At 44.2% G+C, this 15,824-nt stretch carries 17 protein-coding genes; 16 read left to right on the top strand and 1 reads right to left on the bottom strand.

Features of this window, described 5'->3' with window-relative positions; all coding sequences use genetic code 11:
- Positions 1–16: 16 nt before the first annotated feature.
- The gene (gene acpS / locus ODU55_RS05610) at positions 17–376 is read left to right on the top strand and encodes a holo-ACP synthase (RefSeq protein ID WP_012027718.1); all 360 of its coding nucleotides are present in this window, start codon (positions 17–19) and stop codon (positions 374–376) included.
- The gene (gene alr, locus ODU55_RS05605) at positions 369–1,472 is read left to right on the top strand and encodes an alanine racemase (protein ID WP_398582193.1); all 1,104 of its coding nucleotides are present in this window, start codon (positions 369–371) and stop codon (positions 1,470–1,472) included. Before acpS ends, alr begins: the two co-directional genes overlap by 8 nt.
- 594 nt (positions 1,473–2,066) lie before the next feature.
- Here alr and ODU55_RS05600 read toward each other — a convergent pair.
- Positions 2,067–3,422, bottom strand: a complete 1,356-nt coding sequence (locus ODU55_RS05600; protein ID WP_105157213.1) for an aspartate kinase — start codon at positions 3,420–3,422, stop codon at positions 2,067–2,069.
- 175 nt (positions 3,423–3,597) lie between these two features.
- Here ODU55_RS05600 and ODU55_RS05595 point away from each other — a divergent pair, with 175 nt between their 5' ends.
- The 14 genes from ODU55_RS05595 (at position 3,598) to ODU55_RS05530 (ending at position 15,774) form a co-directional block, all read left to right on the top strand.
- On the top strand, positions 3,598–4,239 hold the full coding sequence (locus ODU55_RS05595) for an HAD family hydrolase (RefSeq protein ID WP_398582192.1): 642 nt from the start codon (positions 3,598–3,600) through the stop codon (positions 4,237–4,239).
- 439 nt (positions 4,240–4,678) lie between these two features.
- Positions 4,679–5,470 carry an enoyl-CoA hydratase gene (locus tag ODU55_RS05590; RefSeq protein WP_398582191.1) on the top strand — a complete coding sequence of 264 codons (792 nt, stop codon included), beginning with the start codon at positions 4,679–4,681 and terminating at the stop codon, positions 5,468–5,470.
- A gap of 79 nt (positions 5,471–5,549) precedes the next feature.
- Positions 5,550–5,984: a MarR family winged helix-turn-helix transcriptional regulator gene (locus tag ODU55_RS05585; protein WP_398582190.1), complete on the top strand. Its 435-nt coding sequence runs from the start codon at positions 5,550–5,552 to the stop codon at positions 5,982–5,984.
- A complete protein-coding gene (locus ODU55_RS05580; RefSeq protein WP_398582189.1) occupies positions 5,981–6,958 on the top strand; it encodes a beta-ketoacyl-ACP synthase III in 978 nt (325 codons plus the stop codon). The genes ODU55_RS05585 and ODU55_RS05580 overlap by 4 nt, the downstream gene beginning before the upstream one ends.
- 59 nt (positions 6,959–7,017) lie before the next feature.
- A complete protein-coding gene (locus ODU55_RS05575; RefSeq protein WP_002938891.1) occupies positions 7,018–7,242 on the top strand; it encodes an acyl carrier protein in 225 nt (74 codons plus the stop codon).
- Positions 7,243–7,728: 486 nt separating this feature from the next.
- The gene (gene fabK / locus ODU55_RS05570) at positions 7,729–8,694 is read left to right on the top strand and encodes an enoyl-[acyl-carrier-protein] reductase FabK (protein WP_398582188.1); all 966 of its coding nucleotides are present in this window, start codon (positions 7,729–7,731) and stop codon (positions 8,692–8,694) included.
- 1 nt (position 8,695) lies between these two features.
- Positions 8,696–9,616, top strand: a complete 921-nt coding sequence (gene fabD, locus ODU55_RS05565; RefSeq protein WP_398582187.1) for an ACP S-malonyltransferase — start codon at positions 8,696–8,698, stop codon at positions 9,614–9,616.
- Between the two features lie 9 nt (positions 9,617–9,625).
- On the top strand, positions 9,626–10,360 hold the full coding sequence (gene fabG / locus ODU55_RS05560; protein ID WP_398582186.1) for a 3-oxoacyl-[acyl-carrier-protein] reductase: 735 nt from the start codon (positions 9,626–9,628) through the stop codon (positions 10,358–10,360).
- A gap of 241 nt (positions 10,361–10,601) precedes the next feature.
- A complete protein-coding gene (fabF, locus tag ODU55_RS05555; RefSeq protein WP_398582185.1) occupies positions 10,602–11,837 on the top strand; it encodes a beta-ketoacyl-ACP synthase II in 1,236 nt (411 codons plus the stop codon).
- The gene (gene accB, locus ODU55_RS05550) at positions 11,838–12,305 is read left to right on the top strand and encodes an acetyl-CoA carboxylase biotin carboxyl carrier protein (protein WP_398582184.1); all 468 of its coding nucleotides are present in this window, start codon (positions 11,838–11,840) and stop codon (positions 12,303–12,305) included.
- Positions 12,302–12,724, top strand: coding sequence for a 3-hydroxyacyl-ACP dehydratase FabZ (gene fabZ, locus ODU55_RS05545; protein WP_398582183.1), 423 nt, complete (start codon positions 12,302–12,304; stop codon positions 12,722–12,724). The genes accB and fabZ overlap by 4 nt, the downstream gene beginning before the upstream one ends.
- A 25-nt stretch (positions 12,725–12,749) precedes the next feature.
- On the top strand, positions 12,750–14,123 hold the full coding sequence (locus ODU55_RS05540) for an acetyl-CoA carboxylase biotin carboxylase subunit (protein WP_398582182.1): 1,374 nt from the start codon (positions 12,750–12,752) through the stop codon (positions 14,121–14,123).
- 14 nt (positions 14,124–14,137) lie between these two features.
- The gene (gene accD / locus ODU55_RS05535; RefSeq protein WP_398582181.1) at positions 14,138–15,004 is read left to right on the top strand and encodes an acetyl-CoA carboxylase, carboxyltransferase subunit beta; all 867 of its coding nucleotides are present in this window, start codon (positions 14,138–14,140) and stop codon (positions 15,002–15,004) included.
- Positions 15,001–15,774, top strand: a complete 774-nt coding sequence (locus ODU55_RS05530; protein ID WP_398582180.1) for an acetyl-CoA carboxylase carboxyl transferase subunit alpha — start codon at positions 15,001–15,003, stop codon at positions 15,772–15,774. The genes accD and ODU55_RS05530 overlap by 4 nt, the downstream gene beginning before the upstream one ends.
- Positions 15,775–15,824 lie beyond the last annotated feature (50 nt).

Below are 15,824 nucleotides of genomic sequence, written 5' to 3'. Positions count from 1 at the left end.
AAAAGGAGACCGATTAATGATAGTAGGACATGGCATTGACCTTCAGGAGATGGAGGCGATTGAAAGTGCCAGAATCAAACACCAAGGGTTTCCCAAAAAGATTCTCACAGAGAAAGAATTTGAACGGTATCAAAGTCTGTCCGGTCGCCGTCAGCTAGAATATTTAGCTGGACGTTGGTCAGCCAAAGAAGCACTGACCAAGGCCTTGGGAACAGGCATTGGTAAGATAGGATTTCATGATATTGAAATTCTGAATACCAGCAAAGGAGTTCCCTATGTGACGAAGAGTCCCTTTGATGGGAATATTTGGCTCAGCATTAGCCATTCAGGAAATTTTGTACAAGCTAGTGTGATTTTGGAGGAGAAAGATGATTGAAAGTGAACATCGACCCACGCAAATTCGGGTTAACTTAGATGCGATTGCGGAAAATTTCGAGCAAGTAATGACCAACTTGCCCCATAAGACCGAAGCATTTGCAGTTGTTAAGGCGAATGCTTATGGTCATGGAGCTGTTGCGGTAGCGAAAAAGTTATCCAGTCAAGCAGCTGGTTTTTGTGTTTCGAATTTGGATGAAGCATTAGAGTTACGTAAAGCAGGTATCGAGCATCCTATCTTGATTTTAGGAGTGGTTCCTGTACGTTTTTTACCAGTAGCTCATCAACTCAATATCAGTGTGACAGTTGCCAGTCTGGACTGGTTGCAAGATGCAAAAGACTTAGAGGCTGATTTATCTGGTCTAACTGTTCATCTTAAGCTAGATACAGGTATGGGGCGGATTGGTTTTAGAAAAATAGCCGATTTGCTACAAGCGATTGCTATCCTTGAAGAATTAGAGTATGATATCGAAGGAGTCTATACTCATTTTGCTACTGCGGATGAGGTTGATCAGGCGCACTTCGAGAGTCAACTGTCTGTTTTTAAAGAATTTTTGGATGTTCTACCAATTACTCCGCGCTGGATTCATGCCAGCAATTCAGCAACAAGCATTTGGCATGCTGATACAGTATTTAACCTGGTTCGTTTGGGAAACATTCTTTATGGACTTAATCCAAGTGGACGAGTGCTAGAACTCCCGTTTGATGTTCAACCAGCCTTATCTCTCGTATCTGAAATTGTTCATGTAAAGCAGGTTGAAGCTGGCACAACAATTGGCTACGGAGCTACTTATCACAGTACCGATTCAGAATGGATTGCGACCGTTCCGATAGGATATGCAGATGGTCTCGTACGAAGCTTACAAGGCTTATCAGTCTTAGTCGATGGGCAAGCCTGTGAAATTGTAGGGCGTATTTCGATGGACCAGATCACCATTCGTTTACCTCATGCTTATCCACTTGGTCAAAAAGTCACCCTAATCGGTCAAGATGGAGATAAAATGATCTCTGTTCAGGAGTGGGCTGATCGCATCAGAACCATAAATTACGAGGTGGTTTGTCTTTTGACAGATCGCCTACCTCGAATTTTTGAATAACAGCGATAGTAAAAGTGACGATAATCCGCCTCTTTCACTAGAATAGAAGGGTAAAATATTAGAGAACTGTCACCTAGATATTGTCTATAATACAAATATCGTCATTTAGTTGACTTTTATTACTTCGATGTAAGGGGAGTGGGAAAGACTCGACTAGGTCAAAAAGAGTTCCCTTCACTTCCAAGGAGTTGGCTCGGGCTAAAATAGTCCACTGAACTGTTAAACCCAATCAATCACTGCGCTGAGATGTTGACACTAACTTTGAGTTTTCGTATAAAAAGCCTAAAAAAATAGCTTAGAATTGCATCGTCAGAAACGTTGATTCTAAGCTATTTTTGTTTATTCAAATTTTAATTGCTACTCAATGAAAATTAAAATCAGACTAGCTCCAAAGGTTTCCCAAACCTTTGGAGCTTGGAGATAGAGTGAACGAAGTTCGTTTCTCCAAGAGCAGATATACGCCTGCTACTTTCTTATTTTATGGTGGCAGGCTGTCAAGCTCCGCTGGAGCTTGACACTTATCAAATCAAGTCAACAATGTCTGATTTTGATTTTCGAAGAGTATGAAGAGGGAACGGACCGGCCTCGTTGCGATTATTGCTCGTTAAAAAAAGCTTCATAGAGTGCGTGCAGGGCGCGTTTCTTTTCTTCGGTTTTGACAACGAACATAACAGAAACTTCACTGGCGCCCTGTGAAATCATTGCCAAGTTGACATTTTGTTTAGAGAGTGCGGTGGTAGCGGTAGCTGTTACACCGACATGGCTCTTCATATTTTCACCAACAATCATGATAATAGATAAACCATGCTCGATTTCGGCCTTGTCAACTTCCATTTTCGTATTGAGTTGACGAAGGATCTCTTCTTCCTTGATAGGAGTCAATTCACGCTCACGGACTACGATGGATAAATCGTCAATACCGGTCGGCATGTGCTCCCAGCGAATATTGAGATCTTCGAGAATTTGCAAAACCTTGCGACCAAAACCAACTTCACGGTTCATCAAATATTTAGACAAGTTAATGCTGACAAAACCATCGTCTGCAGCAATACCGACAACAGGAACTGTTTGCTCGGTATGTTTGTGTACAATTCGGGTACCAGGGTGAGTTGGGTTATTGGTGTTTTTAATAACCAATGGAATCCGTCCGCGATAGGCAGGAAGGAGGGCTTCATCGTGGAGGACGGAGAAACCTGCATAAGCTAATTCTCGCATTTCACGATAGGTCAATTCTTTGATTGAATGTGGATTTTTAATGATGCCAGGATGGGCTGCAAAAATACCATCGACATCTGTAAAGTTTTCATAGAGGTCAGCCTTGACCCCGGCAGCAATGATGGAACCTGTAATATCCGATCCACCTCGTGAGAAGGTACAAATCTGGTTATCAACAGTTACACCGAAGAATCCTGGGATAATGAGTACTTCATCTGTATCACGAAGCTCTTCGATTTTGTCATAACTTGAAGGCAAAATGCGAGCATTTCCTGGTTCGGAGCTGACAACAATACCAGCTTTTTTAGGATGGACATAGCGTGCAGGCAATCCTCTGTGGGTAAAATATTCGGCAATCAATTTGGCATTATTATCTTCACCAGCTGCTAAGAATGCGTCGTAAAGGAATTCGTTATCATCAATTGGTAGGCTGGCCAAAGAGATGATGCTGTCTGCGATTTTCTTCATGCTGTTAGCTGTGAAACCAAGTTCGTCAACCATTGCTTGATAACGGTTGATGATCCATTCTTGACTGGCAGTCACATCTTTTCCGCTAACATATTCTTTATAATATTTAATCAACGCATCAGTAACTTTAGTATCCTCGGCATTGCGTTTTCCAGGTGCAGACACCACAACAAAGCGACGTTCTGAATCAGATTGAACAATATTGAAAACTTTTTCTAACTGTCCAGCAGAAGCAAGTGAGCTTCCCCCAAATTTAATAACTTTCATTCTCATCTCCTTGGATATTTTTTTCTATTATAGCAGAATGATATGAAATTGTCAGTATGTTCAGACAAATCTTGCCAAGAATTTTATCGAAAAACGAACAAGAGGTAAGTATGAAAATTTCAGAAAAACATTTTTTCTTTCAACTGTGTTACAATTAAAGTAATAGGAGGCGAGTATGGTAAAAGCAATTATTTTCGACATGGATGGTGTACTTTTTGATACAGAAACATTCTATTTTCAACGTCGAGCGAATTTTTTAGCGACAAAAGGTTTATCGGTTGATCATTTGGATCCATCTATATTTGTCGGTGGAAGGGCTAGTCAAATTTGGCAACGGATTTTAGGGGATGATTATGATAACTGGGATGTCCCTGCCTTGGAAGAAGAATATCGTGTGTATAAAGAAAAGCGACCAACCCCTTATGCAGAGAGGATTTTTCCTGAAGTTAAAGGGGTATTGGAGAGATTAACTATCCAAGGTATTCCTGTAGTTTTGGCTTCAAATACCGACCGTTCAGAAATCGAACGTGCTCTACTAGATGCTGGTATACGATCTCACTTTAGTCATGTTTTCTCAGCGATGGATTGTGAGGCCCCAAAACCAGATCCCGCAGTTTATGTGAAAGCAGCCAGTGCAACAGGAGTAGCTAAATCGGACATTTTAGTATTTGAAGATAGTGCTAAGGGAATTGAAGCGGCTAAAAAAGCAGGATTGACAGTTTGGGCTATTCGAGACCAGCATTATGGAATTGATCAGTCGAAAGCAGATAGATTGGTAGACAATCTTGAAGATGCCTTTGATTTATTGCGATTTTAAGAAATATTATATTGTAGTCCAAGTATTAGTTCTCGGTGAAAAATGGTGTTTCTAGCTCAGAATCCAGTTAAATCTTCCAAAAGTATTAACGTGAAAAAATGAAAGTTGTCAATTAAACTTAGAGCCTATATTTACAGTTCAGACTTGTATATTGAGGTTGTTTTTTTTCAAAATACACTCAGTATTTCCCTCAAAAATTGCCTTGATGAGCGAAAAAGCCAAGGGCTTTGCGTGTGAATATAGGTTCTTAGACACGTTATTTTCTAGCATATCTAAATTTTATATTTCGAGGATAGCCCCCCCTCTTTTTCGGACGTCACACTTTCCTTGCTAGAAAAAAAGTGACAATTGTAAAAACTGTGTTACAATGGAAAACAAGAATTTGAAGTTTGATGTTCAAATCTTTTAATAATCAAACTATTTTGAAAGGAGCAAGGGAATGGCCTACCAAACAATTCGTTATGAAGTAATTGATTCCGTAGCGATTCTAACTTTAAACAGACCGGAAGTGGCAAATGGTTTTAATATTCCTATGTGTGAAGAAATCTTAGAAGCAATCCGCCTTGCAGAAGGGGATGCCTCCGTCAAAATTTTACAAATTCAAGCACAGGGATCCATTTTCTCCGTGGGTGGAGATTTAGTTGAGATGAAGCGTGCAGTTGATGATGATGATATTGCTTCTTTGGTAAAAATAGCAGAACTGGTGAATGATATTTCGTTTGCGATGAAGAAATTGTCTAAAGTAGTCATTATGGTGACAGATGGGGCAGTGGCCGGAGCCGCGGCTAATATGGCGGTGGCGGCTGATTTTGTTATTGCCTCCAGCAAGACAAAATTCATCCAAGCCTTTGTAGGCGTTGGGTTGGCGCCAGATGCGGGTGGTATTTTCCTGATCAGCCGTGCCATTGGTGCCAATCGTGCTAGTCATTTGGCCATGACAGGAGAAGGTTTGTCTGCGGAGAAAGCCTTAGAATACGGCATTATTTATAAACTGGTTGAGCCAGAAAAGTTGGAAAAAACGGTCCAGCAGGTCCTTAAGAAGCTCATGCGTGGTTCCATCAATTCCTACGTGGCGATTAAGCAACTGGTCTGGGAGAGTCAGTTCAAGGACTGGGAATCTTATCGCCGTTTGGAGTTACAATTGCAGGAAAGTTTGGCCTTCAAAGAAGACTTCAAAGAAGGTGTACGTGCACATGCAGAGCGGAGGAGACCCGCTTTCAAAGGAAAATAATTAGCATTTTCTGAAAAAATATTTGACAATCAAATTATTCTGGAGTATACTTTGGCTATCAAAGTAAAGGAGGCCTGTTTTGGAAGATCCAAAAGTAAATGAATATCTGACAGCGATTTTTAATAATGTGTTGGTGATTGAAGAAACAAGTCTTCGTGGTAGTCGTTTCAACGATATTTCCATAAAGGAAATGCACACCATTGATGTCATCGGTGGTATGGATGGAGCGACGCCAAGCGATGTGGCTCGCACTTTGATGGTGACACTTGGAACGGTGACAACCAGTCTGAATAACTTGGAGCGGAAAGGCTATGTTGAGCGTATTCGTTCCACCAAGGACAGACGGGTCGTCCACCTCTATCTGACCAAGAAAGGTCGTCTGGTCTATCGCTTGCACCAACGGTTTCACAATGAAATGGTCAAGCAGATTACAGACGGCATGGACGAGGCGGAATACCAAGTGATGAAAAAAGGGCTCTACAAACTCTATAATTTCTTGGAGGGATTGAAATGAGAACCTTTGCTAAAATCAGTCAAGTTGCCCACTATGTACCAAGGCAGGTTGTGACCAATGATGATTTGGCTCAACGAATGGAGACCAGTGATGAGTGGATTCGTAGCCGTACAGGTATCGGTCAACGGCACATTGTTACTGGAGAGACGACGAGTGATTTGGCTAGTCAAGTGGCTAGAAAATTACTGGAAAAGTCTCAGCTAGATGCTAGTGAAATTGACTTCATCATCGTAGCAACGATTACTCCAGATGCTTCAATGCCATCTACGGCAGCTATGGTCCAAGCAGCAATTGGTGCGAAAAAGGCTTTTGCCTATAATCTCGTTGCAGCTTGTTCAGGATTTGTTTTTGCGCTATCAACAGCGGAAAAATTGCTTGCTTCAGGAGTCTATAAGAGAGGACTTGTCATTGGAGCTGAGACCCTATCTAGGTCTGTCGACTGGTCGGATCGATCAACGGCTGTTTTATTTGGAGATGGTGCTGGAGGAGTTTTGCTGGAAGCGTGTGAGCAACCGAGCTTTTTAGCAGAAATCTTACGAACGGATGGCGGTCGAGGTGCTAGTCTGACAGCAGGGATAGACCAGAAAGAGACACCATTCTCGACACAAAGCCGTCAGCAACCCTTTATCCAAATGGAGGGCAGAGCTATATTTGAATTTGCTACGAGGGATGTTACGGCAACCATGGCAGAGCTGCTAGAACAAGCTGATATGACTGTGGATTGCGTTGATTATTTCTTGCTCCATCAAGCCAATATACGTATCTTAGATAAGATGGCTCGTAAATTGGGAGTGGCGCGTGAAAAATTTCCAGCAAATATGGATAAATATGGCAATACCAGCGCAGCAAGTCTTCCCATTCTCTTATCAGAATGTGTAGAGAGCGGGATGTTGCGATTGGATGGAAGCCAGACTGTTCTCATGGCTGGTTTCGGTGGAGGCCTCACATGGGGAACTCTACTCTTACAACTTTAGTTAATTCCTTGCCCTAGGCAAGATTAAAATATTTTATTTTCCAAAAGGAGACATTTATCATGGCAGTATTTGAAAAAGTACAGGAAATCATCGTTGAAGAATTGGGTAAGGATGCTGAAGAAGTAACCCTTACAACAACCTTTGAAGATTTGGACGCAGATTCATTGGATCTTTTCCAAGTTATCTCTGAAATCGAAGATGCCTTCGATATTCAAATCGATACTGAAGAAGGTTTGACAACTGTAGGCGATTTGGTTGCTTATGTTGAAGAAAAAACAAAATAATTATAGTCATTCAGTTTATCTTTTATTACGTCAACGAATGAGGAAACTTCGTTTCCTTATTTCCAACTTCAAATAAACTTTTGTTTATTTGAACTCGCAATGCCGTACTCTACGAATGTTACTTGCTATCGTAAGTACGATTTCCGAGCTTCAATAGTCCACTGGACTATTGAAGCTATCTACAGCAATTGACACAAACTTCGTTTGTTTTATTTCCGACCTTTACCAGTCTATTCCTAGACTTGTAAAGCTAGTACTAAAAGCAAACTGAAAGACTATAGTATTCCTCTCCTTATTTCAAAGATAGTATAAGGAAGAGGATAGCTAAGAAAAGTGCTGGTGAGCATTTTTCTTAAGCTAAATACTTTGATAATCAAAACATTGAAATATCAAACTATTTTTTGAGTGAGGGGCAACCCTTCACTTGTTTACCTAATGATTTGATATTCAAATGATTAGGTAAGCAAGAAAAAAGATGAGGGAATTATGAAGACGAAAATAACAGAATTGCTCGATATTAAGTATCCAATTTTTCAAGGTGGTATGGCTTGGGTAGCTGATGGAGATTTGGCTGGTGCCGTATCTAATGCAGGTGGTCTAGGAATCATCGGTGGAGGAAATGCTCCAAAAGAGGTGGTCAAGGCAAATATTGACAAGGTTAAATCTATCACGGACAAGCCTTTCGGTGTCAATATCATGCTTTTGTCTCCTTTTGCGGATGACATTGTTGACTTGGTCATCGAAGAAGGTGTGAAAGTTGTCACTACAGGAGCAGGAAATCCAGGGAAGTATATGGAGCGTCTCCATGCTGCAGGGATTACAGTTATTCCTGTTGTACCGAGTGTAGCTCTTGCGAAACGCATGGAAAAATTAGGGGTAGATGCTGTTATTGCTGAAGGTATGGAAGCCGGAGGCCATATTGGTAAATTGACCACCATGACCTTGGTTCGTCAGGTTGTTGAAGCCGTATCTATTCCTGTTATTGCTGCTGGAGGTATTGCAGATGGTGCAGGTGCAGCGGCAGCATTCATGTTGGGTGCAGAAGCGGTGCAAGTTGGAACTCGTTTTGTAGTAGCTACAGAGTCCAATGCTCATCAGGCTTATAAGGAAAAAGTTTTAAAAGCTAAGGATATTGATACAACTGTATCTGCTTCTATTGTTGGACATCCTGTGAGAGCTATCAAGAATAAGTTGTCATCTGCTTATGCAGCTGCAGAGAAAGATTTCTTGGCAGGTAAAATTTCGGCAGATGCTATTGAAGAACTTGGTGCCGGAGCCCTTCGCAATGCAGTTGTTGAGGGTGATGTAACAAATGGCTCCGTGATGGCTGGTCAAATTGCTGGTCTGGTTTCTAAAGAAGAATCTTGTGAAGATATTTTGAAAGACATCTATTATGGAGCAGCCAAAGTGATTAGAGAAGAGGCAAGCCGTTGGGCTTCAGTTGGAGAATAGGATGACAAAGACAGCTTTTCTTTTTGCAGGTCAAGGGGCTCAGACAGTGGGGATGGCTCGCGACCTTTACGAATATTACCCGATAGTTAGAGAAACGTTTGATCGGGCTAGTCAGATTCTGGGGTATAACATTCGCGACCTAATTGACAATCAAGAGGATAAATTACATCAGACTCGCTATACCCAGCCTGCTATTTTGACAACTTCCCTAGCTATCTATCGTTTGTTGGCAGAAAAGGGGATTAAACCTGATATGGTAGCTGGTCTATCCTTGGGAGAATATTCAGCTCTGGTGGCATCGGGAGCTTTGGCCTTTGAAGATGCGATTGCCCTGATTGCTAAGCGTGGTGAATATATGGAAACGGCTGCGCCAGCAGGAACTGGTAAGATGGTTGCTGTTCTCAACACAGATGTCAACCTGATTGAAGAAGTCTGTTCGTCAGTTACCTCTGGGATTGTTTCCCCAGCCAACTACAACACACCGGCCCAAATCGTCATTGGAGGCGAGGTGGCTGCTGTGGATGAGGCGGTGGAAGCCTTGAAGGCGGCAGGTGTCAAACGCATGATTCCCCTCAATGTGTCGGGGCCTTTCCACACAGCTCTCCTGCGACCAGCTTCGGAGCAATTGGCTCAGGCCTTGGAAGAAGTGGAATTTGCGAATTTCCAAGTAGAGTTGGTTGGCAATACGGAAGCCACGGTCATGAAAAAAGAGGACATCAAGTCCCTCTTGACCCGTCAAGTGATGGAACCAGTCCGTTTCTATGAGTCAATCGCAACCATGCAGGAAGCTGGCGTGACTAACTTTATTGAAATCGGTCCAGGCAAGGTCTTGGCAGGCTTTATCAAGAAAATTGATAAGACAGCTGAGGTTGTGACAGTGGAAGATGCGGCTAGTTTGCAGGAATTTCTGGCTAGTCGATAAGGAGAAATCATGGAACTTACCAATAAGAATGTGTTTGTAACGGGTTCAAGTCGAGGAATCGGCTTGGCCATTGCCCATAAGTTTGCCAGTCTTGGTGCCAATGTGGTGCTGAACGGTCGTGGTCAATTAGGGCAAGAGATTCTGGATAGCTTTGCAGATTACGGTGTGAAAGTCCTAGCTATTTCAGGAGATATTTCGAGCGTGGAAGATGCCAAACGAATGGTGGCAGAAGCTATCGAAACCCTCGGTAGCGTTGATATTTTGGTCAATAATGCAGGGATTACCAAAGACGGTATGGCTCTTCGTATGACAGAAGAGGATTTTGATACAGTTCTGAAGGTAAATCTTACTGGAACTTTTAATATGACGCAGGCTGTTTTGAAACCAATGACAAAGGCTCGTGAGGGTGCTATTATCAATCTATCAAGTGTATCTGGCTTGATTGGAAATGCTGGACAGGCCAACTATTCTGCTTCTAAGGCAGGTGTGATTGGATTTACTAAAGCCATTGCCCGTGAGGTTGCTGGGCGAAATGTTCGTGTCAATGCGATTGCGCCGGGCTTTATCCAGTCTGATATGACAGATGTTTTATCTGACAAGATTAAAGAAGCTATGACTGCACAAATTCCTATGAAACGCTTTGGTGCGACAGAAGAAGTAGCTGATGTTGCTGTATTCCTTGCCAAGCAAGAATATCTAACAGGACAGGTGATTGCGGTTGACGGCGGCTTGACCATGCAGTAATCCAGTCTTCCAGTTTATCTTTTATTACTTCGATGAGTGAAAAGCTCCAGTGGAGGTTTTCAGCCTACCACCTTTGAGTTAAAGAGTGGTAGTTTGAAACTACGTTTCCAGATTTCCAGCTTCAAACAATCTATTGGATTGTTTGAACTCGCTTTGCCGTACTAAAAGTAAACTGAAAGACTACAATAACGCACTGTAAATTCAATGTCGTTTTGTGTGTTGTTTTAAGAGAGGTTTGAAAATGACAAAATTAAATCGTGTAGTAGTGACAGGCTATGGTCTGACATCGCCAATTGGCAATACGCCAGAGGAATTCTGGGATAGCCTGGTCAATGGTAAGATTGGGATTGGAAAGATTACCAAGTTTGATACCAGTGAATACACTGTCCATAATGCAGCGGAAATCAAGGATTTTCCTTTTGATAAATACTTCGTTAAAAAAGATACCAACCGCTATGATAACTACTCCCTCTATGCACTCTATGCAGCTAAAGAAGCGATTGCTAATGCACAGCTGGATACAGAGACAGTGGATAGTGACCGTTTTGGCGTTATCTTATCAACAGGTATCGGTGGTATTTTGGAAATTGAAGAGCAAGTGGCTCGTATGAACGAAAAGGGACCAAAACGTATTCGTCCCATGGCTCTTCCAAAGGCCTTGCCAAACATGGCTGCTGGAAATATTGCTATGCAGGTCGGTGCAAATGGTGTCTGCAAGTGTGTCATCACAGCCTGTGCTTCGTCAAATGATGCCTTAGGAGAAGCCTTCCGTGAAATCAAGTTTGGTTTCCAAGATGTCATGTTGGCAGGTGGCTCAGAAGCAGCCATTACTCCATTTGCAATCGGTGGCTTCCAAGCATTGACGGCTATGTCTACAACAGATGATCCAAGCCGTGCTTCCATTCCATTTGACAAGGACCGCAATGGTTTTGTTATGGGAGAAGGGGCTGCTGTCTTGGTCTTGGAAAGTTTGGAACACGCAGAAGCACGTGGGGCAACTATCTTGGCTGAAATCGTTGGTTATGGAAATACCTGCGATGCCCACCACATGACTTCTCCACATCCAGAAGGTTTGGGTGCTATTAAGGCCATGAAGTTGGCTATTTCAGAAGCAGGTTTAGAGCCAGCTGACATTGACTACATCAATGCCCATGGCACTTCGACACCGGCTAATGAAAAAGGAGAAAGTCAAGCTATCGTATCGGTCTTCGGCAAGAACACGCCAGTTTCTTCCACCAAGTCCTTCACAGGTCACTTGTTGGGAGCAGCAGGTGCAGTTGAAGCAGCGGCGGTTATTGAAGCTATGCGTCATTCTTACGCACCTAAGACAGCTGGTACGACGGAATTGTCTGATTACATTGAGGCGGATGTCATCTACGGTCAAGGTCGTGACATGGAAATCCGCCATGCCATTTCAAATACATTTGGCTTTGGAGGTCACAACTCGGTGATTGCCTTCAAGCGTTGGGAGGCTTAAGTGAATATTACAGAAATAAAGGACTTGATGAGTCAGTTTGACCAGTCAAGTTTGCGAGAATTTTCATATAGCAATGCTGGGGAAACCTTGCATTTCAGTAAAAATCAGCAGGCGACAGCGGCTCCGAGTCCAACAGTAGAAGCTCCGCTTGCTCCAGTAGCTCCTGCAAGCCCAGCAGTTGCAACCAGTGAGCCAGCTGCTCCAGCAGAAGCCAACGCCAGCCCTGTGGCAGAAGGGGCAGTGGTGGAAAGTCCTTTGGTTGGTGTGGCTTATTTGTCACCAGCTCCGGACAAGCCAGTCTTTGTAGCAGTTGGTGACACGGTCAAAAAAGGGCAGACCCTCATGATTATCGAAGCCATGAAGGTCATGAACGAAGTGCCTGCTGATCGTGACGGCGTGGTCACAGAGATTTTGGTGGCCAACCAGGACGTTGTAGAATTTGGACAAGGATTGGTACGCATTAAATGATTGATATGTTGAAAATTAAAGAGGCTCTTCCTCATCGCTATCCCATGCTCTTGGTCGATCGTGTCCTTGAAGTATCGGAAGATGAGATTGTCGCCCTCAAAAATGTGACCATTAACGAGCCCTTCTTCAACGGGCATTTCCCAGACTATCCTGTCATGCCAGGTGTTCTCATCATGGAGGCTTTGGCACAAACCGCAGGTGTCTTGGAGTTGTCCAAGGAAGAAAACAAGGGCAAGCTGGTTTTTTATGCCGGCATGGATAAGGTTAAATTTAAGAAGCAAGTTGTACCTGGTGACCAGTTGATCATGACTGCTACATTTGTCAAACGCCGTGGAACCATTGCGGTCGTTGAGGCAAAGGCAGAGGTGGACGGAAAACTGGCTGCGTCGGGGGTGTTGACTTTTGCTATCGGGAAATAATATCTAAAAGGAGATAGGATTCATCATGTTTGAGAAGATTTTGATTGCCAATCGTGGTGAGATTGCGGTGCGGATTATTCGTGCGGCTAGGGAGTTGGGGATTGCGACGGTGGCTGTCTATTCAGAGGCTGACAAGGAAGCCCTCCACACTATGTTGGCAGATGAGGCTGTCTGTATCGGACCTGCCCGTTCGACAGACTCCTATCTCAATATGCAGGCAGTCATATCGGCGGCTGTTGTGACAGGTGCCCAGGCCATTCATCCCGGCTTTGGATTTTTGAGTGAAAACTCCAAATTTGCCACCCTTTGTGAAGAGGTCGGTATCAAGTTTATCGGTCCTTCTGGGACGGTTATGGATACCATGGGCGATAAAATCAATGCTCGGGCAGAGATGATTAAGGCTCAAGTGCCTGTCATTCCAGGCTCAGACGGTGAGGTCTTGACTAGTCAAGAAGCCCTTGAAATTGCTGAAAAGATTGGCTACCCTGTCATGCTCAAGGCATCGGCAGGTGGTGGCGGTAAGGGGATTCGTAAGGTGGAAAAAGCCGAAGATCTAGTGCCTGCTTTCGAATCGGCTTCCAGCGAAGCCAAGGCTGCTTTTGGCAACGGAGCCATGTACATGGAGCGTGTCGTCTATCCAGCACGCCACATCGAAGTACAGATTTTGGCGGATCAACATGGTCATGTCATTCATCTGGGAGAGCGGGACTGTTCCCTTCAACGCAACAACCAGAAGGTCTTGGAAGAAGCTCCGTCGATTGCTATCGGCCAGACCATGCGGGACCGTATCGGTCAAGCAGCCGTGCGGGCAGCCCAGTCAGTTGGCTATGAAAATGCAGGGACCATTGAGTTCCTTTTGGACGAAGCCAAGGGCGAATTTTACTTCATGGAAATGAACACACGGGTGCAGGTAGAGCATCCAGTTACCGAATTTGTTACCGGTGTGGATATTGTCAAGGAGCAAATCAAGATCGCGGCTGGTCAGGAACTCAGCGTCCGTCAAGAAGATGTGAAGATTACAGGCCATGCTATTGAATGCCGGATCAATGCTGAAAATCCAGCCTTCAACTTCGCCCCAAGCCCAGGTAAGCTCTCCAATCTCTACCTGCCAAGTGGCGGCGTTGGTTTGCGTGTAGATTCAGCTGTTTATCCAGGCTACACCATTCCGCCTTATTATGATTCTATGATTGCCAAGGTCATCGTGCATGGGGAAAATCGCTTTGAAGCCCTGATGAAGATGCAGCGGGCCCTCTACGAATTGGAAATTGACGGAGTGGTGACCAATACTGACTTCCAGCTGGATTTAATTTCCGACAAGCGAGTGGTGGCTGGTGATTACGACACTGCCTACCTTATGGAAGAATTTCTACCCCGCTATCAAGAAGAACTAAAAAAGTAAAATAGGAGAGAAGTATGGCTTTGTTTCGCAAAAAGGACAAATATATCCGCATCAATCCAAATCGTTCGCGGATAGAGTCAGCACCTCAAGCAAAGCCAGAGGTGCCAGATGAACTCTTTTCCAAATGTCCAGCTTGTAAGGAACTCCTTTACAAAAAGGACTTGGGCTTAGAGAAAACCTGTCAACACTGTTCCTATAATTTCCGGATTACAGCTCAAGAACGCTTGGCTTTGACAGTGGATGCAGGATCGTTCGAGGAATTGTTTACAGGGATTGAAACCAAAAATCCCTTGGACTTTCCTAATTATTTGGAAAAATTGGCAGCCACCCGTCAAAAGACAGGCTTGGACGAGGCTGTTTTGACAGGAAAGGCGACAATCGGCGGACAAGTAGTTGCCCTTGGAATCATGGATTCTCACTTTATCATGGCTTCTATGGGAACAGTGGTCGGTGAGAAAATCACCCGCCTCTTTGAACTGGCTATTGAGGAGCAACTGGCAGTTGTCCTCTTTACCGCATCTGGCGGTGCTCGGATGCAGGAAGGCATTATGAGCCTGATGCAAATGGCTAAGATTTCGGCAGCTGTAAAACGCCATTCCAATGCTGGTCTCTTTTACCTGACGGTCTTGACAGACCCGACAACAGGAGGTGTGACAGCTAGTTTTGCCATGGAAGGCGATATTATCCTGGCTGAGCCACAGACTCTGGTTGGCTTTGCAGGCCGCAGGGTTATCGAGTCAACTGTTCGGGAAAATCTGCCAGACGATTTCCAGAAGGCTGAATTTTTACAAGAACACGGCTTTGTTGATGCCATTGTGAAACGTCAGGACTTGCCAGCGACCATTAGTCGCTTGTTGAGAATGCATGGAGGTGTCAGATGACCAGTGATGTAGCACGTATGATCCGTTTGGCACGTGACCAGGCTCGCCTGACGACCTTGGACTATGCCACACAGCTCTTTGATGACTTTATCGAATTGCACGGCGATCGGAATTTCCGTGATGACGGAGCAGTTGTGGGGGGGATCGGCTTTCTAGCAGGTCAGCCGGTGACAGTTATTGGTATCCAAAAAGGGAAGAACCTCCAGGACAACCTCAAACGCAACTTTGGTCAGCCTCACCCAGAAGGCTACCGCAAGGCCCTTCGCCTCATGAAGCAGGCGGAGAAGTTTGGTCGTCCCGTTGTCACCTTTATCAATACCGCTGGAGCCTATCCAGGCGTCGGTGCCGAGGAGCGTGGACAGGGCGAGGCCATTGCTCGCAACCTCATGGAGATGAGCGATCTCAAGGTGCCTATTATCGCCATTATCATCGGCGAGGGAGGTTCTGGTGGAGCACTTGCCCTAGCAGTCGCAGACCAGGTCTGGATGCTGGAAAACTCCATGTACGCCGTCCTCAGCCCTGAAGGTTTCGCCTCTATCCTCTGGAAAGACGGCAGTCGGGCCATGGAAGCGGCAGAACTCATGAAGATCACTTCTTATGAGTTGGAGAAACTCCAAGTGGTCGATCGGGTGGTTTTGGAAAATGGCAGAGCGACCAAGGAAGTCTTGTTTGACATCAAGGAAAATCTGGTCAGCCAGTTGGCTCAACTACAAGCATTGCCACTTGATCAACTACTCGAAAACCGTTATCAACGCTTTAGAAAATACTAGGAAGACCTAGTATTTTTTTGCTAGATTTGATACAATGGATAAAATAGTTA

The organism is Streptococcus sp. 2022WUSS037, assembly GCF_044427225.1.
Taxonomy (GTDB): Bacteria; Bacillota; Bacilli; order Lactobacillales; family Streptococcaceae; genus Streptococcus.
This window is presented reverse-complemented; position numbering and strand designations above follow the sequence as displayed.